Annotated in this window: 18 protein-coding genes; 13 read left to right on the top strand and 5 right to left on the bottom strand. The window is 57.0% G+C overall.

The annotated features are described in order from the left end of the window. Positions 1-210 precede the first annotated feature (210 nt). Positions 211-876: a response regulator transcription factor gene (locus VK725_RS16485; RefSeq protein WP_325319147.1), complete on the top strand. Its 666-nt coding sequence runs from the start codon at positions 211-213 to the stop codon at positions 874-876. A 74-nt stretch (positions 877-950) separates the two neighbouring features. Here VK725_RS16485 and VK725_RS16480 read toward each other — a convergent pair whose 3' ends face one another. Then, positions 951-1760, bottom strand: a complete 810-nt coding sequence (locus VK725_RS16480) for a methyltransferase (RefSeq protein WP_325319146.1) — start codon at positions 1758-1760, stop codon at positions 951-953. 59 nt (positions 1761-1819) lie between these two features. Beyond that, on the bottom strand, positions 1820-2425 hold the full coding sequence (locus VK725_RS16475) for a lipocalin-like domain-containing protein (protein ID WP_325319145.1): 606 nt from the start codon (positions 2423-2425) through the stop codon (positions 1820-1822). Between the two features lie 205 nt (positions 2426-2630). Between VK725_RS16475 and VK725_RS16470 the strand changes: the two genes are divergently transcribed. After that, entirely contained in the window at positions 2631-3728 is a 1098-nt protein-coding gene (locus VK725_RS16470) for a sensor histidine kinase (RefSeq protein WP_325319144.1), read from the top strand. Further along, positions 3729-4484, top strand: a complete 756-nt coding sequence (locus VK725_RS16465) for a LytR/AlgR family response regulator transcription factor (RefSeq protein ID WP_325319143.1) — start codon at positions 3729-3731, stop codon at positions 4482-4484. It abuts the gene before it with no gap. Between the two features lie 101 nt (positions 4485-4585). On the opposite strand, the gene VK725_RS16460 is transcribed toward VK725_RS16465, so the two are convergent. Together VK725_RS16460 and VK725_RS16455 are read right to left on the bottom strand one after the other, a co-directional pair. Continuing rightward, positions 4586-4882, bottom strand: a complete 297-nt coding sequence (locus tag VK725_RS16460) for a pentapeptide MXKDX repeat protein (RefSeq protein WP_325319142.1) — start codon at positions 4880-4882, stop codon at positions 4586-4588. Positions 4883-4964: 82 nt separating this feature from the next. Further along, positions 4965-6929, bottom strand: a complete 1965-nt coding sequence (locus tag VK725_RS16455) for a TonB-dependent receptor domain-containing protein (RefSeq protein ID WP_325319141.1) — start codon at positions 6927-6929, stop codon at positions 4965-4967. Between the two features lie 597 nt (positions 6930-7526). Between VK725_RS16455 and VK725_RS16450 the strand changes: the two genes are divergently transcribed. The 6 genes from VK725_RS16450 to VK725_RS16425 all read left to right on the top strand — a co-directional run bounded on the left by VK725_RS16450 (position 7527) and on the right by VK725_RS16425 (position 12428). After that, the gene (locus VK725_RS16450; protein ID WP_325319140.1) at positions 7527-8072 is read left to right on the top strand and encodes a hypothetical protein; all 546 of its coding nucleotides are present in this window, start codon (positions 7527-7529) and stop codon (positions 8070-8072) included. Between the two features lie 402 nt (positions 8073-8474). Continuing rightward, the gene (locus VK725_RS16445; RefSeq protein ID WP_325319139.1) at positions 8475-9899 is read left to right on the top strand and encodes a serine hydrolase domain-containing protein; all 1425 of its coding nucleotides are present in this window, start codon (positions 8475-8477) and stop codon (positions 9897-9899) included. A gap of 79 nt (positions 9900-9978) precedes the next feature. After that, a complete protein-coding gene (locus VK725_RS16440) occupies positions 9979-10347 on the top strand; it encodes a DUF6249 domain-containing protein (RefSeq protein ID WP_325319138.1) in 369 nt (122 codons plus the stop codon). Beyond that, complete coding sequence (locus VK725_RS16435; RefSeq protein ID WP_325319137.1) at positions 10340-10909, top strand: RNA polymerase sigma factor; 570 nt, start codon at positions 10340-10342, stop codon at positions 10907-10909. Before VK725_RS16440 ends, VK725_RS16435 begins: the two co-directional genes overlap by 8 nt. Then, entirely contained in the window at positions 10906-11229 is a 324-nt protein-coding gene (locus VK725_RS16430; RefSeq protein ID WP_325319136.1) for a hypothetical protein, read from the top strand. Before VK725_RS16435 ends, VK725_RS16430 begins: the two co-directional genes overlap by 4 nt. A 302-nt stretch (positions 11230-11531) precedes the next feature. Next, a complete protein-coding gene (locus tag VK725_RS16425; protein WP_325319135.1) occupies positions 11532-12428 on the top strand; it encodes an alpha/beta hydrolase family protein in 897 nt (298 codons plus the stop codon). Between the two features lie 709 nt (positions 12429-13137). Here VK725_RS16425 and VK725_RS16420 read toward each other — a convergent pair. Beyond that, a complete protein-coding gene (locus VK725_RS16420) occupies positions 13138-14871 on the bottom strand; it encodes a S53 family peptidase (protein WP_325319134.1) in 1734 nt (577 codons plus the stop codon). Positions 14872-15449: 578 nt separating this feature from the next. Between VK725_RS16420 and VK725_RS16415 the strand changes: the two genes are divergently transcribed. From VK725_RS16415 to VK725_RS16400, 4 genes are all read left to right on the top strand, one after another. Then, positions 15450-16670, top strand: a complete 1221-nt coding sequence (locus tag VK725_RS16415) for a DUF418 domain-containing protein (RefSeq protein WP_325319133.1) — start codon at positions 15450-15452, stop codon at positions 16668-16670. A gap of 149 nt (positions 16671-16819) precedes the next feature. Then, positions 16820-17767 (top strand): M14 family metallocarboxypeptidase, encoded by a 948-nt coding sequence (locus tag VK725_RS16410; RefSeq protein ID WP_325319132.1) that lies wholly within the window; start codon positions 16820-16822, stop codon positions 17765-17767. 178 nt (positions 17768-17945) lie between these two features. Next, positions 17946-19529, top strand: a complete 1584-nt coding sequence (locus VK725_RS16405; protein WP_325319131.1) for a Na+/H+ antiporter — start codon at positions 17946-17948, stop codon at positions 19527-19529. 279 nt (positions 19530-19808) lie between these two features. Then, positions 19809-20540 carry a DUF4124 domain-containing protein gene (locus VK725_RS16400; RefSeq protein ID WP_325319130.1) on the top strand — a complete coding sequence of 244 codons (732 nt, stop codon included), beginning with the start codon at positions 19809-19811 and terminating at the stop codon, positions 20538-20540. The last annotated feature ends 108 nt before the right edge of the window (positions 20541-20648 follow it).

The following is a 20648-nucleotide window of genomic DNA, read 5'->3' as shown; positions in this document are numbered from 1 at the left end:
GCGTCGACCGTGTCCCAGTTCCGGCGAAAAGGACCGCATCCGTCGGCATACTTCTGCGTATGCCGGCGCGAAAGGTTACGTTAGGCATCGCTCGCGTGGTGTTTCGGCGACGCTCCTATTACTTTTATATCGGCGCATGATTTGTGGAAACGTGTCGTGACATCTCCGCCCTGCCCGCCCGATTCAACCGATAACTCGAGGCCGCTGTGCGTGCTCCTTCTGGAGGACGACGCACTGCTCCGCGACAGAATACTCGTCCCCAAACTTCGGCAATTCGGCTTCGACGTCATAGCAGCCGGACGCGAAGCGGAAATGCAGGAGGCACTGGGACAACGATCGCCAGATATCGTGCTGCTTGACGTTGGGCTTCCCGACAGCAATGGCTTTGAGGTGGCTAGGAAGCTACGACTGGAGCGCCCCGGCATCGGCATTGTGATGCTGACGGGGCGCTCGGCGAGTGCGGACCTGGTGCGTGGACTTACCGAAGGCGCAGATGCCTATCTCTCCAAGCCCGTAGAGATAGACGTGCTGGTGGCGACGCTCTACAGCGTAGCGCGACGATTGAAACCCTCCTCGCACGATGATGGCGGAAAATGGCGTTTGAGCCCGGATGCATGGTTTCTGTTGTCGCCGGCCAATGGCAGAGTTCAATTGAGCAAGGCCGAACGGCGTCTCCTTGAAACATTGATGCGACAACCGAATGAAGTTTTCCTGCGCGAAGACCTGATTGCCGCATTGACGGACGATGTGAACGCTTTTGATCCACATCGACTCGATTCACTCATTCATCGTCTCCGACGAAAAGTACTCACGACGCTAGGCGAACCGCTTCCGCTGGATGCAGTACATGGCACGGGATATGTACTTGCGATCTGAGTCACCGCACCTAGCTGGGGAGTAAACACTAAGGCGCACAGTTATCGGTCGACGCGGTACACACCCTGGCTCGATCACGGCTCGGTTTTCGATCCAACTGTGGGCTTGCGGAACTTCAATACGAACTTGTCCGTGTGACCTTTGATTTCCGGAGCGAACACCAATTTGTCGTGTCCATCCTGCGGGTTGCTCAGCACGTCGCTGGTTCCCTCCAGTTCGAAACCTGCTGCCTTCGCTTGAGCGATGACCGTCGCCGGATCGATGCGATGCAGCGTGGATGCATCCCTGCCGCCGGAGCCGGGTGCAGCCGCATGATCGACCACGATAAAAACACCACCTGGCTTTAACGCTTTGAACGCGGCAGCATCGAGTTTGGCTGCCTGCTCGGGGCCAGTGCTTCCGCTAACGCTGAAAACAGGCACGGCGCCATAGACGTCGTGGTAATTCTGGGATGTCCAAACGACATCCAACGGCGCGCCGACATCGAGTCGGTCATAGGGCCGAATCTCAATACTGGTGTTACCGCTGTAGGCGGGATCGGCAACCAGCGCATGGATCGGCTTGAACTTTTCCGGCGGCGCCTTGGTGGCCAGGCTCTCCGGGATGACGGCGTAGACATGACCTTTTGCACCGACCACCTTGCTGAAGATGCGAGTGAAGTAGCCGCCACCCGGCATCACGTCAGCGACGTTGTCGCCCGGTTTGATGCCGGCGAATGTGACCAGCGCAGCCGGCTTGCGATTGTTGTCGACTTGCCTATCGGCGGCCGGACGCGCGGCATCGGCGACTGCATCGGTTACATAGGCCGGCGGAGATAGTGTTTGGGCATGCAACAGGGTTGCACTGCCGAGGAATAGGAGGACGATCGCTGAATTCGTTTTCATACAGTGTGATGACTCCAGGAAATGGGCCGCATTTATGCATGTAACTTCGATGCATGTTGTTAGGAGTGAACGCGCCGCCATACGACTTCGCCATGGGCGCCTTCGGCCGCACCGCTCGACGGCTTAGCCACGCGGTAGGTCAACTCGTCGCCGTTGATCGTGTAACCGGAGTCTCCGTTCTTGCCATCCCAATTCGGAAACGATGCATGCACGATCTGAGTGTGTATGGCACTCGCATTGGCACCGATGTAACCATAGTGAGCATTGCTATCCATGGAGGCGGCGCGGTACTCGTCTGGCGTTCCCTTGGATTTGTCGTTCACCGCAAATGGCATCCGCTTCGCCCGCACAATCTGCATCATGTAATCGCCCTGGGCATCGATAAGCCACATGCCCTCCGGATTAGGACCGTATAGCTCCACACGGTGACCATCGGGGTAAACGTTGTCGCAGCGGACAAGCGTCCAAGCGCCAATCAGTTCCTTCGGCACCATGGCATGACCGCTGGCGCTTTGGCTGTGTTTCCTCGCCATATCCTGAGCAGTGGCTGGACGCGCAGTATCGGCAACTGCATTGGTCATATAAGCCGGGGGAGATAATGTCTGGGCATGCAACAGCGTTGCAGTGCCAAGGAATAAGAGGGCGACCGCTGAATTCGTTTTCATACAGTGTGATGACTCCTGGAAATGCGAATGCATGAGTGCTCGTGTCAACCGTGTCATTTGCAGATATGGCTACGATGAATGTCGCTACATTCGTCGCCTAGTCTGGCCAAAGCGCTATCCATCTCGCCAGACCACTCGCTGCACCGAACAGGCCGTTTGCTGCAGCCCGGGATTTTCGCGATGACTTTGGTGTAGCGTGATGGTCATGACCGACGCTCGCCCGAATACACGCTCGACCCGCTGGACTTGGATCGCCGCCATCTGGTGTGCGGGCGCGCTGTTCGATGCGAGTCAGACCATCTTCACCATGCGCGCCATGGGCGCGCGAGGATCGTGGCTTTCTCCATTCGTTATCGTGTTCGTGTCCTGGCTGCCTTGGATGTTGGCGACACCACTCATCGTCGAACTGGCACGAAGGCGGCCGATCGTTCGCGGGGCGGTTCTGAAGGCGGGAATCGCGCATCTGATGGCCTTCGCCATCGTCAGCATGGTCGCTGAGGCGTGGTCGGCCATGCTTCGGGTCATCTCCAATCCGTGGCACCACAACCCGCCACCCGACTTCGTCGACACGTGGTACTCGTTGCTCACTGACCAGATCGTGACATTCGTGATCGCTTATGCGCTGATCCTGACTGTCACCTATGTCGTGGAATCGCGCGAAAAGGTGCAGTGGCAGATGAGCGAGACCGCACGGCTCAACGGCGAGCTGTCTCGCGCCCAACTTGCCGCACTGCGAAGCCAGATGGATCCACACTTCATGTTCAACACGCTCAATTCAATCGTTGGCCTTGTACGAGACCAACGCAACGATGCAGCGATCGGAATGATCGTGGGCTTGAGCGAGTTTCTGCGTCGCGCGTCGGAAGACTCCCACCGGGCACAGGTGACTCTGACGGAGGAAGTTGAATACCTGCAGCGCTATATCGATATCCAGAAGGTCCGGTTCGGGGACCGCCTTCGCGTGAGTCTGGACATCCCCGTCGAACTCGGAGATGCACAGGTCCCGAATCTCCTGCTGCAGCCGCTGGTCGAGAACGCTATCAAACACGGCGTCTCCAAGCGCGTCGCCGGCGGTGAGATCCGTGTCGCAGGTGCGCGCTACGATGACACGCTTCGTCTGACGGTCTACAACGACGGCCCTTGGGTCCGGGAGGATCTGGAAACGACGTCCGATGGCGTAGGCTTGGGCAATCTGCGCACCCGTTTGCAAATTCTGCACGGCGACCGATCCGAGCTGCTGTTGAGGCCAGTCGACACGGGCGGCGTGGAGGTTGTTGTGACCTTGCCGTTCCTGGAGACGTAAATGGCATCGTCTGAGGAAAATTCCCAGTCGATCCACGTCCTGGTTGTCGATGACGAGGCCTTGGCGCGGCGCAATCTCACACTCCTGTTGCGTAACGATCCTGATATCGCATCGGTGATCGAATGCGGGTCAGGACTGGAGGCGATCAACGAGGTCAGACGGTCCAGGCCAGACCTCGTGTTCCTGGATGTCCAAATGCCCGAATGCGATGGCTTCGATGTGCTCGAGTTGCTTGGTGCGGACATGCCCGAGACTGTCATCTTCGTGACGGCCTACGACGTGTATGCGCTGCGCGCCTTCGAGGCGGGCGCGTTGGACTACCTCTTGAAGCCCTTCGACGATGCTCGCTTCCATCGCGCCCTCGCGCGCGCGAAGGAAAAGCTCGCGCGTTATGCGCCAACGCAACACCGTTCGATCAGCAGGATCGCGGTCAAGAGCCGAGGCCAGACCTTGTTCATTAACGTCGCAGACATCGATTGGATCGAAGCGGCGAGTTACTACGCCTGCATCCATGTGGGCGCGGCCACACATATCCTGCGCCGCACGTTGCAAGAGCTGGAACAAGATCTGGACGCACGAATGTTCGCGCGTATCCATCGCTCGATCATCGTCAACCTCAACCGGGTTAGGGGGCTGGAACTGCAGGAGGGTGGCGAATACGAGGTCGTGCTGAATTCCACGGATCGCCTCCGTTTGAGCCGCCGCTATCGTAAGCACATTCAGGACCGTCTGGCAGAGCTGTCAAACAGCCGCTGATACCGCAGCTGTACCGTCGCCAAGCGACTTCGACTTTCGGCAAAAGCAAAAAAGCTGCCCATGCCAGCTGGGATGACATGGGCAGAGGACACCAACGACTTTTAATGCTGCGAGCTGTTATTTCCCGTGGTGTCGTGACTCATGTTGTCCTTCATCGCATCGCTGCTCTGGGAGTTCTTGGACATGGCATCTTTCGCCATACTGCCCTTGGACATCGTGTCTTTCTTCATCGCGTCGTGTCCCATAGCGTCCTTCTTCATGCCATCGTGATCCTTGCTGGTTTGGGTCATGTCGTCATGGCTCATCGAATCCTTCGCCATCCCACTGTCTTGGGCAAAAGCGCTGCCGGCACCGAGCGCCAGACACATGGCAAACACTACGGAATTTACGTTTTTCATGGGTAACTCCTAGCTATGAGTGGGGGAGAAAATGCACAGGGTTGGTCCTGTGCAGGGTGGGCACTAAACAGACAGACCGACGTCACAGAAGATCGGTGGTGATGTAGGCAAAGACAGTCCGCGGTGGCGGCCATTGAAAAAAACCGGGCGTGTATTGGGTCGTCCATTTCTTGGTCGCCAAAAGGTTCTGGATTTGTAGGCGAAGGCTGCTTTTCTTGCCGAAGGCAGTGAACTGATACCGCCCCCCGAGATTTACCAGCGTGACCGCAGGCGAATAAACACCGTTGTCGATGCTTGCTGGCGCAGTACCAAAATGTGTGGCTGATACATCCATCGATGCGGCTGGCAACCACGGAAGGTCATAGTTGATGTTGGCCACATACGTCAGCAGCGGTTGGCCGACGGCGACGAAGCCGACCTTCTCGGCGGCCAGGTTCGACCCAACAATGCTGACCTTGCCATCGAGCACACCGATATTGACGTGCAGGTACTTGGCCAGCTCACCCGCAATAGAGAGCTCGACACCTTTGGCTCGCTGCACGCCGAGCTCCCGATCGATGTTGTCCGTATCCAGATTGAAGTAGGGCTTCTGTAGCTCGAAGACGCCCGCAATAATCTTGAACTTGGGCGTCACGACATAACGTATGCCCGAATCGATTTGCCAAGTTTTGGATGCCGGAAGAACAGCGCCGCTGTTCTTGGCGGAATTGGGCGCGGCTCCGGAATTTTCGAGCCCCTGGGTGTAGCCGGCATAAAGCGTCCATTGAGGAGCGAGCGCAAAGGCTGCGTTGCTATAAGCGCGAGGAAGGTGCGCCGACATACCGGAGTCGGGTATCCCCGGAGCGACGACGGTCTCGCGATAATTTTCGTCCTGAATACCTATTTCGAATTCGGCGCGTTTTCGCCAATCAAGGTGATACGCCGAGCCCACGCTCCACAGTTGGGTGTGATCATTCGTGGGCGCCGAATAGATGAAGTCCGGCTCCGGTAACTCAACGAGCGTACCGATGACGGCCGGCCCCTCGTCGACAACATCCTCGCCGCCGTAACGTGCGTTGGTGTCCCGGCCGCGAGCCATGAAGATGAGTTGCTGGCCCCAGTCACCTCCTAGGAAGGCGCCCGTCAGGCGTACCTCACCGGAGTTGGAAGACGTGTCCTGATCCGGATATCCCACGACCAGATGCTCGGACTGGCCGTTCGGTTGGATGTTCGTGTACTGATCTGCAAAGCTGACGGGATAGTCGTTTGTCGAGCGAAAAACACCGGCCTTTAGCAACCATATCTTGGTCAACTGCGCAGACACGATGCCGCCTAGATTCATCGTCACATTGCGGCCTTCCGCCCAGTTCTGGCCAAGATAGCCTTTAGAAATGGACGGCGGCAGGAAATCGCCAGCCGTGAAGTACAGCGGAAATGTTTTTGCGTTACTGGTTTGCTGCCAGTCGACAATCGCGCGCACAGTGATCTTGTCGTTCGGCGACCATCGGGGCGTCGCGCCTATGCTCGTGACGTTCGACGTGTATCCGGGATAGGGACCGTAAGACGGCGTCTGCGTGCTGACTTGCGTACTTACTCCGATCGGCAGAACGAGTTCGCTACCGATCACGGGTAAGCTGCCGTCGATACTGACGCCGCGGCTTTCATCGGGACCGACATTTGCAATGATCGTTGCACTAGGCACGTCGCCGCCGGCGTGGCGGAGGTCGTAATCCACGATGCCGGTAGGTGCCGGAAAGGCATAACCGATTTCGCTCACACCTACCTTGATGGTCGAGTCCTCGATGACACGATTGGACAACGCACCTTGTTGATCGAAGTAAAGACCGTCGATCCGCACATTGCCGGCTGCTTGCGGATTGAATCCGCGCACCAGCCCCGGGCTATACAGGCCCACCGACTCCAATCCGAGCGTCAATCCATAGGCGTCATCGGCGGCGGAGATGGGATTGTCGGCGGCGTGTTGCGCGTTGACCGCGGTCGCCTGAAAGATGACAGCAGCGGCGATTACGACAGAGAACGTCCGACTCTTCGTAGATGTGACGCGCATAATGTCCCGCTTCAGATTCAGGCATCGAACTTGCGTGATGTCGCGAAGACAAGTGTAGGTGTGCGGTGCGGACCGACACACACCGCTCGCTGCAGCAAAACGACCGCCCACTGCAAGAACGTGCAGGCAAGCCTGCCTATGGAACGGTTCGACGGTTCCTAAAACAAACGGCTTACGGGCAACTCACGAGTGCTTCGCGCCTTGAACGGATAGACGAAGCATTTTCACGGTGTGTTTGAGCACTTCCGAATGACCATCGACTGTAAGACGAAGACTGGCCGGCCGCGATGTGTATTCACCTGCTCGGTTGCTAGCAGCCATCCCTCTCCGGAAGAATGAGCGCGAACGAGATAAGGTTCGCCATCTTGCAGAAGCATCGAGTTATGTCCGCTTTCGACAGTGATTTCGGCCGATTCAGATAGTGACTTGGCATCAGGCAGCATCGGCCTTTTACTTGGTGCTGCCCTTTTGACGACAACTTCCGTGCCCGCTTTCGACCCCAGGCGGACATGTACAAGCGGAACTTGCGATCGCTCAGTCGGTCACTGAATCTGATTCGGCCTCGGCTTGGGGCTGAGTAACGATAAAGGGGATCGCATGAAGCTCGTCGCACTCTTCACTCTCGTGTTAGCCGCAACAAGTGTGCAAGCGCAGCAAACCAGTCAGCCCGATGTGCATCAGCCTGCCGAATCAGCGAAAGGGGTTAATGCCCAAACACACGATGTGGGACCTCCAGATGCCATCGCACAGCTGAGGAAATTGGCAGCTTCTTATAATTTAGCCATGGCGAAAAAAGACACGTCTGCTCTATTGGATTTCTACTACGACGAAAACGTTCCTGTGATCGGATCGGTAGGGCTTCCCTCGTTCGCCCGGATGACGGTGGCGAGCAATGGGAAAGCACCAAAGCTATACCCATCCAATGCGAAAGATCAGTCCGTTGCCGATACGTCAGCCAAAGCGACGGCGGAGAAAATGTCCAACTTAAGGATTCATACCGATGGCACCGTGGCCAGCCTCGAATATGACTATGAGATTCCCCAGGGTTATGGGCACACATTTTGGACGCTCGTCGATACCAAGGATGCGTGGAAAATCACTTCTATCGTGTATTCAATAAACATCAGGCCGACTGCCAAGTAAGCCGACTCATTGCGGTGAGGTGCCTGGATCGATATGGAAATGTCCGCTTCAACCCAAAGCGGACATTTTCGGTTCGCGATAAAACTTCCTTATCGCGATTAGGGAGAGAGATTTTATTCGGCACAGTCGTCCTGCTTGATGAGGGGAAGGGGCCGTTGATCTACTGCACGGCCGCCTCGCCAGATGAAAGGGCCAGCGTTACTTTTCTCTGAAGCCAACTCAGCTGAATCCAATCCGGGGGCTTGCTGCATCTAAGGGATTAAGACCGCCATGTCGGCCGGTAACCCGCAGAGAGCAACCTTCATGATCGACCGCGCCTTTATCGTTCGGGTCAAGACTCACGCGCTCCGGCTCGTGCCCTTGTGCGCATCCATTTCGCTGTGTTGCACCGCGACTCCTTGCATGGGCGCTGCGTCTGCAAACACACAGCTGCCCAATACGCCGGTAGGCCACCTCGCGGGCGAGCTGATCCACCACGCCAATAACGACGGTCCTGCACAGATCACGCAGTGGGTGCCGCATGTTCTATCGGCATCCATGGCCCCCGACGACAAAGCGGCGTTTGTCACGGACTTGGCTTCGGCGGCTCGCGATAGCGGCGGCCTGGATGTATTCGATGTACGCACCGATCCGCATCAGCCCGGACTGCTCGAAGTTGCCGTGAAGGGACGTCGTAGCGCGCAGGCGGCCCTGTTCTGGCTGACCGCCGACCCGGCACATACGGATCGACTCGCGCAGGCGGTGCTAGTCGATATGGATAATCCATTTTTTGTCGGCTGGCCCAAGGGGCCGGTGTCGCACGCTGAGTTGGGAAAACAGATACACGCCGTACTGGACAAACTGGTACGTGTGTCCGATTTCTCCGGCTGCGTAACTGTGTCCGATGGCGGCGAGACCGTGTTCGACGAATGCCGTGGCCTGGCCGAACGTAGCTTCAACGTGCCGATCGATCATCAGACGAAATTCCACATCGGCTCGATCGGCAAGATGTTCACTGCGGTTGCCATTGCGCAACTGGTCGAGGCCGGCAAGTTGTCGTGGAACGACACGCTCGCGAAACGGGTTCCGGAATATCCCGACCAGGCGACGGCGAAGAAGATCACGGTGTGGGAACTCCTGCACCATACCGCAGGCCTGGGCGATTTCATGGTGCCGGACTATTTCGAGCACGCCGCGCGCTTCGTCAACCCAGCGGACTATCTAGGGCTGATCGCCCGCCAGCCCAAGGTGGGCGAGCCAGGCAACGGGTTGAGCTACAGCAACGCCGGCTACGTATTGCTCGGTCGCATCATCGAGAACGTATCCGGGGAAAGCTACTTCGACTACATCCAGCATCACGTCTTCGAACCCGCGCAGATGACATCCAGCGGTTTCGACAGCGAGGATGAGATCGTGCCCGGGCTTGCAGTCGGCTACTTTCACGACGATGGAGTGTTCTCCCGAACGTGGATGGCAAACTGGGTGCAGGGCATCTACAAGGGCAGTCCCGCAGGTGGCGCTTATTCCACCAATGCCGATCTGCTGCGGTTCGCCAACGCCTTGCACGAAGGCAAGCTGGTCAAGTCCGCAACGATCGCAACGATGTTCGACGGCGAAGTGCCGAACGACGGCCCCGGTGCCATTGGGGCCGGAATCGACGAACGACTCTCGCACGGGCGTCACATCCGCGGCCATCAGGGGGGCATCGAGGGCACTACGGCAAACCTGGAGATGGTTTGGGAAACCGGTGCGGCCGTGGCTCTGACCAGTAATGAAGGGCCGTCGCAACACTGGTTGCTGGCCGAGGAGATTGCCGATTTGCTTGCCGCCGAAGGCACAAAAAACTGAGTCCGGGAAACGGGAAGCGCGTCGCCCCATCATCTGTTACTAAAGCCTTTCGGCTCGATACACCATCTGGAGCAAGACCATGGATTACTTTTTGATTCCCCTCGTCGTGATGTCGGCCCCTGTTCTCATCATCCTGATCGTGCTGCGCTACAGCTACAGGCGGACACAGGCGCGTTACAACACCCTGCTGCAACTGGCCGACAAAGGCGTAAACCTGACACCAGAACTGTTGCTGGAACCGCGCGTGGTTTATTGCGAGCGGCGTAGGGCGCTGGTGCTGATCGGTGTTGGCGTGGGACTGATAGCAATGTTCCTGGCATTGCCAGGCCAGCTTGATGACGGTCTGGGTATCGATCGTCTATGGGGTATCGGTCTGTTGCCGTTGATGACGGGTTTGGGTTACCTCGCCAGTTGGTGGTTGAACCGGCGAGGAGACGTGCGTGACTGACAGCGCCGCCGAGGCGCGCATCGATCAGGCCCTGGTAACACGCGTACAACTGGACGGTGACCGTCGTGCATTCGAACAACTGGTCCGCCGACATCAAGGCATGGTGCGTGCACAACTACGTCGGCTGCTACACGGTGATGACGCTGCGGCCGACGACATGGCGCAGGAAACCTTTATGCTGGCCTGGCGGAACCTCAACCAGTTCCGTGGCGAGGCACGGTTTTCCAGTTGGCTGTATCGCATCGCCTATACCTGCTTCCTGCAGGCGCGTCGAACTCCCGTGCGACACGATGGCGTCGACGATGAAGTGTTGCAACAGTTAGAAGGTCCGAAGCACGCGATGGATCTGCAGCTCGACCTGAAGCATGCCATGCAGCGGTTGTCCGCAGCCGAACAGGCCGTACTACTGCATTGCACGCAGATGGGCCTCAGCCACGAAGAGGCCGCCTATGTGCTGGCGATGCCGCTGGGCACTGTGAAGACTCACGCAACGCGCGGCAAGGCAAAATTAAAGACGTGGCTGGCGGACTGGCGCGATGCGAGTACGGAGGAAATATCATGAATGAATCGCACGACGACACCATCGAAGCGCTGTTGCGGCATCAGTTTGACGGCCCCGTTGCCGATGACGGTTTCAGCGATCACGTCATGCAGCATCTGCCAGCGCGTCGCCGCGGCGCCAGGTGGCCATTGTGGATGGGTATGCTGATCGGGACAGCAGCATGCTGGATCTGCATAGACAGTGTGCCGCTGCTTCATACCGGCTGGCGAGACTGGCTGGCTGGGGAACCATCCATGTCAGCCATCGGCATGTGGGTGATGATGGCTGCTATGTTGCTGCTGGCGCTGGTGTGGAGCTTGGCAGAAAGCAGTCATCGCTGAAGCCCAAAACGCGGGGCAGCATGATTGGAAGGAGTTATCGCAGTGAACGGTAGATTCCTGCAAATGTCCGCGTTCGACTGCGGATTCAACCGCCGCGGTGAGTGCGCCCTTCCCGGCCGGCTTTGTTGATCGTTGACTGGCTAGCCCAGACCTGGATACAAGCGGCGAAGTCACACAAGCGCATCGTGTGCCCGGAAAGGGAGGTGGCCTTTCCAGGTTGGCGCAATTGCAAATCGTGAACTGTCCGCGGGATGATGCGACGGCGATGGCCACCGTCATGATGATCGGGGAAAGACTTAGCAATGAAGAAGAAGTTCCTGATTACGATACTCATGTTTTGTTCTCTCCCATTTTTGGCGAGGGCGGAAAACTCAGCCATTACGACCGATCCTCCCGCAGACAAAACGAACCCTGCCAGCACGGAGGGTTTTACGCTGCCGTCGCACGGCTCGCAGATCAATGTGCTCGCATATGTCGCTTCAGGCGCGGGACCGCATCCGGTGGTCGTGATGCTGCATGGCTTTCCCGGTATCGAACGGAACATCGATATCGCGCAGGCGATGCGCCGTGCGGGATACACTGTGCTGGTTTCCAGTTACCGTGGCGCATCGAACTCTCAAGGTGCGTTTTCGTTTGCGCATGCACTCGAAGACTCGCAAGCGGCAGTTGATTATCTGCGTGTTCCGGCCAATGCCAGGCGTCTGCGCGTAGCTCCAGACAAAATTGTACTGCTGGGCCACAGTATGGGCGGATGGATGGCGCTTGCGACGGGGGCCTCGGATGCGAATGTGCGCGGAGTGATTGCGATCTCCGCGGCAGACATGCCGGATCAGGCGGGCGACGGCCTAGCTAAGTATGGCTCGGCCAAAGTCATAAGAGTGTGCGTCCCGATGGTGAGCGAGGCGTTTTATGCGCTAGCCGGCGACACCCCCGAGGCGGCTTGCAGGGAGTTGGTGAACCATGCCGAGCAGTGGAGCCTTTCCAATGACGTGAAGGGACTTGCCACGCGGCCTGTATTTCTCATCACCTCCGACGATGGCTATGAACTCTCTGCTGAGTCATTTGCCAAAGCACTTCGTGCAGCGGGAAGCAAGCAAGTGCATGAGGCCCATCTAACAACAGACCACTCCTACTCGGACAAACGGATCGCGCTCACGCAGGTCGTGTTGGACGACCTCGACATACTCAAACTTCAGTAGCCATCCAGCAGCGATTTGGCTCAATCCAAACCATCGGCATGGCAACGCAACTGACAGTAAGCGTCCGCTCTTCGCGCTGCGTTATCCGCGCCACCTTACATACAATTCCAATGTCCGCCACCCAAAGCAGACCTTTGGGCACGGCAATCGAATCAGCGGCTCGGCGTTAGCGCATATGACAGCGGCAACCCATGATTGAGGAAGGGATCACACTTTCTCCTTGGCGACGTCACACGGCATAGACGGGTTTAACAGGCAAACTTTCCCGGTGCCTCCAAGCTGGCACGCACTGCATCAATCGGCTTCCCCCTTGTTGATGCGGATCGACACGTCGGGATGACGTCGAGAAGGACCTAAACGTAAGGGCGCCGCCGGGGCGCCCCTTTTTTTGCCTCCGTTCTCCGTCTACGCCAACCGTGCATCCAAATGAATGAGCGTCAGCACGCACCGATCTAAAGGGGAAGGCTCGAGCAAACATGCCGCGCAACCCATGTTTGACCAGCATCGGTAGATGTCAAAAAAAGGGGCGCGGTCTTCCGCGCCCCTTGATTTACTCAAAGCCCTCACCGACCACCCTTGATGGCGTTTTATTGGACGTCGTGATGTTCATGAACAGCCACGTCACGAGGGCCTATCTCTATCAGTACTCAGCGAAAAGTCGCGTGTAAATCCATCATCGCGTTTACGCTGAATCCTCGTACAAAAAACATCACTGAGCCAGGTTGTTGATCAGCGCAGCTTGCGGACTGCCCCAACCAGTGACGAGGTCATACCCTTTTTCGGTCGAGAACTTTTCGTTCTTGCCACTTGTGATGTCGTGGAAGGTCGTCGTGTAGGTTGTTCCGCCCGGTGCGTTGTTGGCATAGACCGTTGGGTTCAAGAAACCCACATAGGCAGTGCTGCCGTTATTGGCAATCTGTTGATCGGCCAACGCAACAAACGCGGCCCACATGGGTGCTGCAAAGCTCGTACCGCCGTACTCATTTGCCTGGCAGCTACCGTCGGCGCAGGTATAAAAGGTGAAGTTTGCATTGGCCGAAATGTCTGGACCGTTGCGATATTTCGTTGAGCCCTTATTGGTTGAGGTGATGACGCCGGAGAGCTGCTGCCACGTGGGAATGGCGATGTCGTTGGGTGAAATGCCACCCGAGGAATCGCTCCACGCTGTTTCCGACTTCCAAGGACCTGCGGCGCTCGATGTGACCAGATCGGTTCCACCGACGCTAATGATGTGAGCATCGTCACCGGGCCACGACTCCGCGTTGCCGCTCTTTGTCCACTCACCCGAATCGCCGGATGCGACGAAGAAGCTCTGGCCTTGCGCGGCCATCTTTTCAAAATAGGGATCGAGTGTGGTGGCGTCTTCCGGAGTCCAACCCCACGAACAGCTGAGGGTCAGTGGCAGCACTCCATTGGAATCGGTCGTCGTTGTCATGGCGCTAATGATGGCGGTGTCGGTAGAGCCGACATACATGACGACGCCGGAGAGCCCTGGTGCCATGCCTTGTGCTTGCGTCACGTCGAGCGCCTGTTCGCCGTCGTCACAGCTACCGGTGCAGCTCGTAGAAGTGCCATCGGTGGAAACAACGGTGAGGTTATTCGGATTGGTTTGCTTGGCGTTTTTGTAGTACAGGGTGATGTCCGCGGTATTGATGCCATAGTATTCAAATAGGCCCAATGTCTGACCCGCGCCAGTAAGAGAACCGTTACCGTAATAAGCCGCGCGCATATCGCTGCCCAGGAACGAGGAAGACGGGCCCGAGCCTGTGGTGGCGTGCGACACCACGGCGTCTGGCGAAATGCCATGCGCAGCAGCGTAGTCGCTCTTCTTCACATACTGCGGATGCGGAATGGAATAGTTGTCCAAACCCGATACATGCCACAGCGGAATGGTCAGCGAGGTCGTCGGCTCACGATCCGGAGCGTAGAACACGCGATTTTCGGTGGGATGCTGATAGGTGCGCATCTTGACGTTGAAGGCCGTTTCCACTGCAGAAACCGGGCCCACAGCTTGCACATCCATACTGTCACGGGTTCCACCGGTAACAGTGAAACCATTTCTCGTCAGGTATTGAACGACGTTGTCATAGTCACTTTGCGACGGCCCAAATCGTTCGGTGAACTCTTGTGGCGTCACGTATTGCCGATACTGCAGGCTCGCCGGATTGCCGACCTCCGCCACGAACCGATCAAGACTGGCCTGATCACGCACGGGTAGCACAACATCAATGGCCATTAGCTTGCTGGAGGGAAGAGTGCCTACTTCTTGAGCTGTAGCCTGAGCTACTGCCTCTCTCACGTGATGCGTGTAGAACTGCGCTGCATTTGCAGCGCCGCTTGCGCCAACTGCCATCATGATCGCCAAGGGCAGCGCGCAGAGCTTGCCGCGCGAATTGAAAATCCCCTTTGTTGAAAACGATTTCATCAAATCTGTTCTATTCATTTAAACCTACTCCCAAGGTCAATAAGAAAGAAGAAAAGATTGTGAGGAAACTAAATTGATGCCCCCCTCCCCAGGGGTGCCAAGTGGCTGCGGGAGCGTAGGATGACGTTTGTGCTCACGCGGTGAAAATTTGTGACTCGAAGTCCATTGGCATACTCGGTTCTCGCCACTGCGCGAATGAGAAGCCAATCAGAATGAGTGAAGTTTTTCTATCAAGCCAACTGGATTGAAATTACCTGGCTACCCGGCAGCGTGACGTTTGTATTCCCTTCGCCGCATCGGTACCAGTTGATGCATGTGCTCAGCTCAGATCTGCAAGAGCATGAAATAGATACGCTAGATCGTATGCCAGACTCCAACGAGAGAGTGACTCGGTGGAAATCCATTGCATATCGCGACAGGTTGAAAACGTGACGTTGATCACGTGTGTGCTGCATTGATAGAAGCCTTCACGAGATTAGGGTGAGCTCATCTCAACGGGTGCTCCTATGTCGCCGCTCACGCAACAAGCCCCTCCCTCGGATAGGCGAGCATTTCCGCTTTGAGCCAAAATCACGAAAACGCGAGGTGACCGGCCCATGCAACCATTCACTGCTTTGACACGCGACTGGCCGGCTTCGGATCTTTCGGTCCCCGTAAGGCCAAAGGATCGAATCCAAGCCATCGATGTCCTCCGTGGGCTGGCTCTATTCGGCGTGCTGATGGTCAATCTCGTAACCGAATTTCGAGTCTCCGTCTTTCAGCAGTTTCTCCCACCAGCCGTAGCCGTTCCGTCGATCGATCGCATTACAGATACTTTCGTCAGCACCTTTCTGGAGCTGAAGGCGATTTCGCTATTTTCGCTTCTCTTTGGAATGGGACTAGCTATCCAGTTCGAGCACCTTGGCAATAGCGAATCTCGATTGCGCTTGCTAGTGCGTCGATTGATCGTGCTTCTTGTCTTCGGGCTGATCCACATGTGCTTGATATGGAACGGCGACATCCTGACCGAATACGCACTGATCGGTCTCGTGGCACTGCCGTTTCTTTATCTTCCGAATCGTACGCTCATTGCTGTTGCGCTGACGTTGTTTGCATTCTTCGCAAGTCTGGCATCGCTACTTCCGCCGAGCTTTTGGCCCACGCAGGCGTGGATGCAGCAGCAAGTAGTCGATGCGAATCACATTTATGCGAACGGCAGCTATCTGGACACTTTGAATTTTAGATTGCGGGAAATACGAATTATCTTGCCGCTACTTGTGTATATCTCACCCAGGACACTTGCACTGTTTCTAACGGGTATTGTCGTGTGGCGAAGTGGGATCTTTCGTAGCCCTGCCACACATAAGCACACGCTCAGCTGCGTAGCGATCTTGGGCCTATTCATGGGTGGGTGCTTAACGATCTTGGATAGGGCTGGGCCAGATTTTGTCTCGGGCGGATTTTTGCAATTTCTATCCCCGCTTCTTCCACTGGGGCCGGTTGCTTTGGCCTTTGGATATGCAAGCGTGCTGCTCTTGCTCATTGCATTCACCAGGGCACGTCACGCACTCGGTATTTTCGCACCGTTGGGCCGAATGGCCTTTACCAACTACATACTTCAATCCTTGATATTCAGTTGGATTTTCTACGGTCATGGATTGGGATATTTTGGCCGGCTTGGTACGGCCCAGACATTCATGTTGGGAATGACGGTCTATGCCGCACAGTTGATTGCTAGTGCGTGGTGGCTTCGCCGGTATCGATTCGGGCCTATCGAATGGCTTTGGCGAACAATGATGTACGGAGTTCGCCAGCCGATGATCCTTTCGAGGGATTGAACTGGTGAATTGGAGAATGTCCGCTTTCACCCAAAGCGGACACGTGCGCCGCTTGGTGATCGTGCGGGCAACTTATGCTTTAGCGAACACTGCAGAATGCACACAGTGCGAATGATAAAGTACGTCCTTCGCACCACGGCGACTTCATCATGAGCAATCAGGCTTTTTATCCTATTGGCGTACCGGGACAACCTTGGGGTGCGGCGGAGAAGGCTGCATGGCGTGCCCAGCAGGTTAAACAGCGTAGCTATGCGGATGACGTGCTCAATACCATAGAACCACTGCGCGATCGGTTTGACGTTGTCGAATACGGGTCGCTGGATTACGGCGTGGAGCACTATCCATTGGTAGTCATTCGGAGTCTGCACTGGCGAGATGAGCTACCGACTTTGCTGGTGACGGGAGGCGTGCATGGCTACGAAACCAGTGGCGTACACGGTGCGCTGCAGTTCGTGCAACAGCATGGCCGCGACTATGTCGGTCGAGCGAACTTGTTGGTGGTGCCCTGCGTCAGTCCATGGGCTTACGAGCGGATCCACCGCTGGAACCCAGACGCACTCGATCCCAATCGCAATTTCCGCAAGAACAGTCCCGCGGGTGAATCGGCCGCGCTGGTAAACCTGTTGGAACCGTTGCGCGATTCCGTACTGATGCATATCGACCTGCACGAGACCACCGATACGGACGAATCGGAGTTCCGTCCGGCGCTTGCGGCGCGTGATGGTAAAGACTTTGAACCCGGCGAGATACCCGATGGCTTTTATCTGGTCGACGATATCGAAACCCCCCAGCCCGAGTTTCAGCGAGCGGTGATCGATGCGGTGGCCAAGGTGACGCATATCGCCATCGCCGATGCCCATGGCGAGATCATCGGGTCGCCACTGCTGGTGCCGGGCGTCATCAAATTCCCTGTAAAGCAGTGGGGGTTGTGCGCAGGCATTACCAACGCACGTTACGCGACAACCACCGAGGTCTATCCTGACAGTCCACGCGCCACGCCGCAGCAGTGCAACGATGCCCAAGTAGCGGCAGTGCGCGCGGCGATCGATTACGCCCTGGCACGCGGCGATGACCCGCGTGATAGCGAACTGAAATAAGTTCTCGGTAAGGGCCCAGTTGTAGGCGGCATTGGAACGGTCCGCTATCAAAGCGGACATAGCCGTGACAGCGTGATCGTTAAGCTGCGCCGTTTGCGTTCTGGCGATCAAAGTCTGCTTCAAACGAGTCGAGCGATGCTGTATGTAGTAGCGATCCGGTGATTTTTGGGGCGAGCCAATGCATCCTGTCGAGATATTTGAACTCGTGCTGGTTTTGCTCGCCGTTGTTGTCGCACTGCATTGGGTGGCGCGACGCCTACGTCTCCCACCGGCCACCGCATTGCTCGTCGGTGGTGGCGCTCTTGCGTTTGTGCCCAGACTACCGCCGTTCGCGATCGATCCTTCACTGATCCTGGTACTTTTCCTCCCACCATTGTTGATGGATGGGGCGTATTTCACCGCTTTCGGCCGCTTCCGGCGACACCTGCCAGGCATATTGTCGCTCGCCGTCGGCGCGGTTGTGTTCACCACGTTGTCGGTAGGCGTAGTAATCCATTGGCTCGTCCCCAGCCTCCCATGGGCTGCCTGTTTTGCACTCGGGGCCATCGTCTCGCCACCGGATGCCGTGTCGGCTCGCGCGGTGCTTCAGCGAGTGAAGCTTCCCCGACGGCTTTCGGCGCTCTTGGAAGGGGAAAGCCTGCTCAATGACGCAACCGGTCTGGTGCTTTTTCGCTTCGCCGTCGCGGCGACGCTGAGCGGCGCGTTTGATGCCGGCGCAGCCATTTCGAACTTCGTCTTGCTCGCTCTTGGTGGAATCGTTGCCGGCCTCACCGTTTCGGCGATCTGGATCTTCGTCGTTCGGCGTCTGGGCGATCAAACACTGATCGTCATGGCCAGCACGCTTATGTGCTGGGTCGCCTATATCGTCGGCGAAGCAGCCCATGTCTCTGGCGTGATAGCGACGGTCGTGGCGGGGCTTGTGCTCGGCTGGTACCAGCATGTCATCTTCCCGGCGCAGGTTCGGCTTCGCGGCACTGCCTTCTGGGAGACGATGGTGTTTGTTCTGGAAGCCCTTGTCTTCATCCTTATCGGTTTCTCGCTGCGCGGCGTGCTTGATCGAGTCGGTGGGATCGAGGCTGTCTCCACCAAGATGGCTATTCCCGTTCTTGGTGTCGTACTGACCGTTACGGTGACGCGCTTTGTCTGGATCTTTGGCGTCGATGGCGTGCTCGCCGCACTCCGAAGCATGGGCTTGAAACGCGCGCGGCCGCTTGGACTACGGCAAGCGACAGTGCTGAGCTGGGCCGGCATGCGAGGGGTCGTGACGTTAGCCGTGGCGCTCACATTGCCCGCATCCATGCCCGGCAGGGATCTGATGCTTGTCACCGCTTTCGCTGTGATCTTCGCGACCGTTGTCATGCAAGGGACAAGCTTGGGTTGGCTCATCCATTGGGTTCGGCCCATTGATCACGATCCCTTGGCAAAAATGCACTTGGCCGCATCGGAGGCGGCCATTGCCCGTGCCATGGCCGCGGCTGTCGAATTGCATGCCTACGCGCCAGACGGAACATTAATCCATCCCCGCCTGTTGGAAGAGTATCGCAAGCGCTCGGAAGTCACGACGCGTTACGCCGCGGACGCGGACATGTTTATGGAAGGCGTTCGTGCGCATTTCGACGTCGTCCTGATTGCACTTGCCGCCGGACGCGCCGAGCTGATTCGCATTCACCGCGCTGGACTCATTGAAGACGAAGTCCTTCATGAGCTGGAGCGCGATCTGGACGTGGAAGAATTGCGAATCATCCTGCAGCGCGGCAATTAGTTGCCGTCCAGAAATTACACACCGTCCAGATGCTTTTGAGCGAAGCATTTTTGCCTCACGAAGGGATGGTGAGTGATTGATACGAATGCCCGTTGCCGGCAACGGGAAGCTTTAGCGAAAGATCTAATGTGCGCTTTCGACTGCCAAAGCGGACGTTCGCGCGCACAGATACGACGCCAGTTTTTTATGTAGTTACCTTCGCGCCTTTTCGGTGCACGCGTTGTCAGCACGCTATTCTTATCAGTAAAGTCAGGTTACGCAGAACTCGGGGGGTGGGATATGCGTTGGTATCTATTTGCGGTTTTGAGCTTGTTGACGGCCGCAGTTCACGGGCAATCCATTTACAAATGCAAGCAGCACGACGGGACCACCGCCTATCAGGACAGCCCATGCCCTGGTACGCCCAATGCCCCGCCCATGACGGTCGCCGGTCCGGACAGTGCCATGCCGACCGCTCACCCATACGGGGGTGGCCCAACCGGTGGTGCCGGGCTAAATCCGCAACAGGCCAGGGCTTTAATCGATCAATTAATGCGAGCGCATCAGTTCAACGCTGCGATGGCGGTGGCCAAGCAAAATGGGCAAATGGCATATCTTTCGCAACGTGATATCCAAGGCCCATCCGCACCACTCGGCCCAACTCAGTCACCGGGTGCGCCTCAGCCACAGGGCGACGACCTATCGCCCGAGCAACGCCAGCAACTAAAACAAAAGTTGGAGGCTCTACAAACCGTAATGCAGGGGCTTGCTGCGAAGAATGCCGCACCTGCACCACCAGGCGTGTCGCCTGATGCCCATCAATTGCCTTGGACAGTGGTGTTCGTGACCAATGCCGATGGATCATTCTCTCCGCGTGGTCCCATCCGTTATAACGGCGCCTCCTATAGCGGACCTGACGCGAAGTTCACGCATCAAGCCCTCTTCGCTGGTGTCGATCTCACTTCGATGCAGGGCCATAACGTCTGGGCGCACTTTGATGGTCGCATTCTCGTCATCGACAAGTTTCAATAACGGTTTCGAGTGAATGCGTACGAAGGCCCCGATGATCTCGGGGCCTTTTTCATTTCACAACGGGTGGCCGGCGACTTGCTCATGGTGCGCGGGCGAGAACAAAACGAG

It is taken from the genome of Dyella sp. (assembly GCF_035486915.1).
GTDB lineage: Bacteria > Pseudomonadota > Gammaproteobacteria > Xanthomonadales > Rhodanobacteraceae > Dyella_B.
The sequence above is the reverse complement of the archived record's forward strand: the minus strand, read 5'-3'. Positions and strand labels throughout refer to the sequence as shown.

Bases quoted from the DNA above. Each gene is read 5' to 3' on its own strand.
- VK725_RS16465 (WP_325319143.1), top strand. From the start codon at position 3,729: ATGGCATCGTCTGAGGAAAATTCCCAGTCGATCCACGTCCTGGTTGTC.
- VK725_RS16460 (WP_325319142.1), bottom strand. From the start codon at position 4,882: ATGAAAAACGTAAATTCCGTAGTGTTTGCCATGTGTCTGGCGCTCGGT.
- VK725_RS16405 (WP_325319131.1), top strand. From the start codon at position 17,946: ATGCATCCTGTCGAGATATTTGAACTCGTGCTGGTTTTGCTCGCCGTT.
- VK725_RS16410 (WP_325319132.1), top strand. From the start codon at position 16,820: ATGAGCAATCAGGCTTTTTATCCTATTGGCGTACCGGGACAACCTTGG.
- VK725_RS16420 (WP_325319134.1), bottom strand. From the start codon at position 14,871: ATGAATAGAACAGATTTGATGAAATCGTTTTCAACAAAGGGGATTTTC.
- VK725_RS16415 (WP_325319133.1), top strand. From the start codon at position 15,450: ATGCAACCATTCACTGCTTTGACACGCGACTGGCCGGCTTCGGATCTT.
- VK725_RS16430 (WP_325319136.1), top strand. From the start codon at position 10,906: ATGAATGAATCGCACGACGACACCATCGAAGCGCTGTTGCGGCATCAG.
- VK725_RS16450 (WP_325319140.1), top strand. From the start codon at position 7,527: ATGAAGCTCGTCGCACTCTTCACTCTCGTGTTAGCCGCAACAAGTGTG.
- VK725_RS16455 (WP_325319141.1), bottom strand. From the start codon at position 6,929: ATGCGCGTCACATCTACGAAGAGTCGGACGTTCTCTGTCGTAATCGCC.
- VK725_RS16480 (WP_325319146.1), bottom strand. From the start codon at position 1,760: ATGAAAACGAATTCAGCGATCGTCCTCCTATTCCTCGGCAGTGCAACC.
- VK725_RS16440 (WP_325319138.1), top strand. From the start codon at position 9,979: ATGGATTACTTTTTGATTCCCCTCGTCGTGATGTCGGCCCCTGTTCTC.
- VK725_RS16470 (WP_325319144.1), top strand. From the start codon at position 2,631: ATGACCGACGCTCGCCCGAATACACGCTCGACCCGCTGGACTTGGATC.
- VK725_RS16425 (WP_325319135.1), top strand. From the start codon at position 11,532: ATGAAGAAGAAGTTCCTGATTACGATACTCATGTTTTGTTCTCTCCCA.
- VK725_RS16445 (WP_325319139.1), top strand. From the start codon at position 8,475: ATGGGCGCTGCGTCTGCAAACACACAGCTGCCCAATACGCCGGTAGGC.
- VK725_RS16400 (WP_325319130.1), top strand. From the start codon at position 19,809: ATGCGTTGGTATCTATTTGCGGTTTTGAGCTTGTTGACGGCCGCAGTT.
- VK725_RS16475 (WP_325319145.1), bottom strand. From the start codon at position 2,425: ATGAAAACGAATTCAGCGGTCGCCCTCTTATTCCTTGGCACTGCAACG.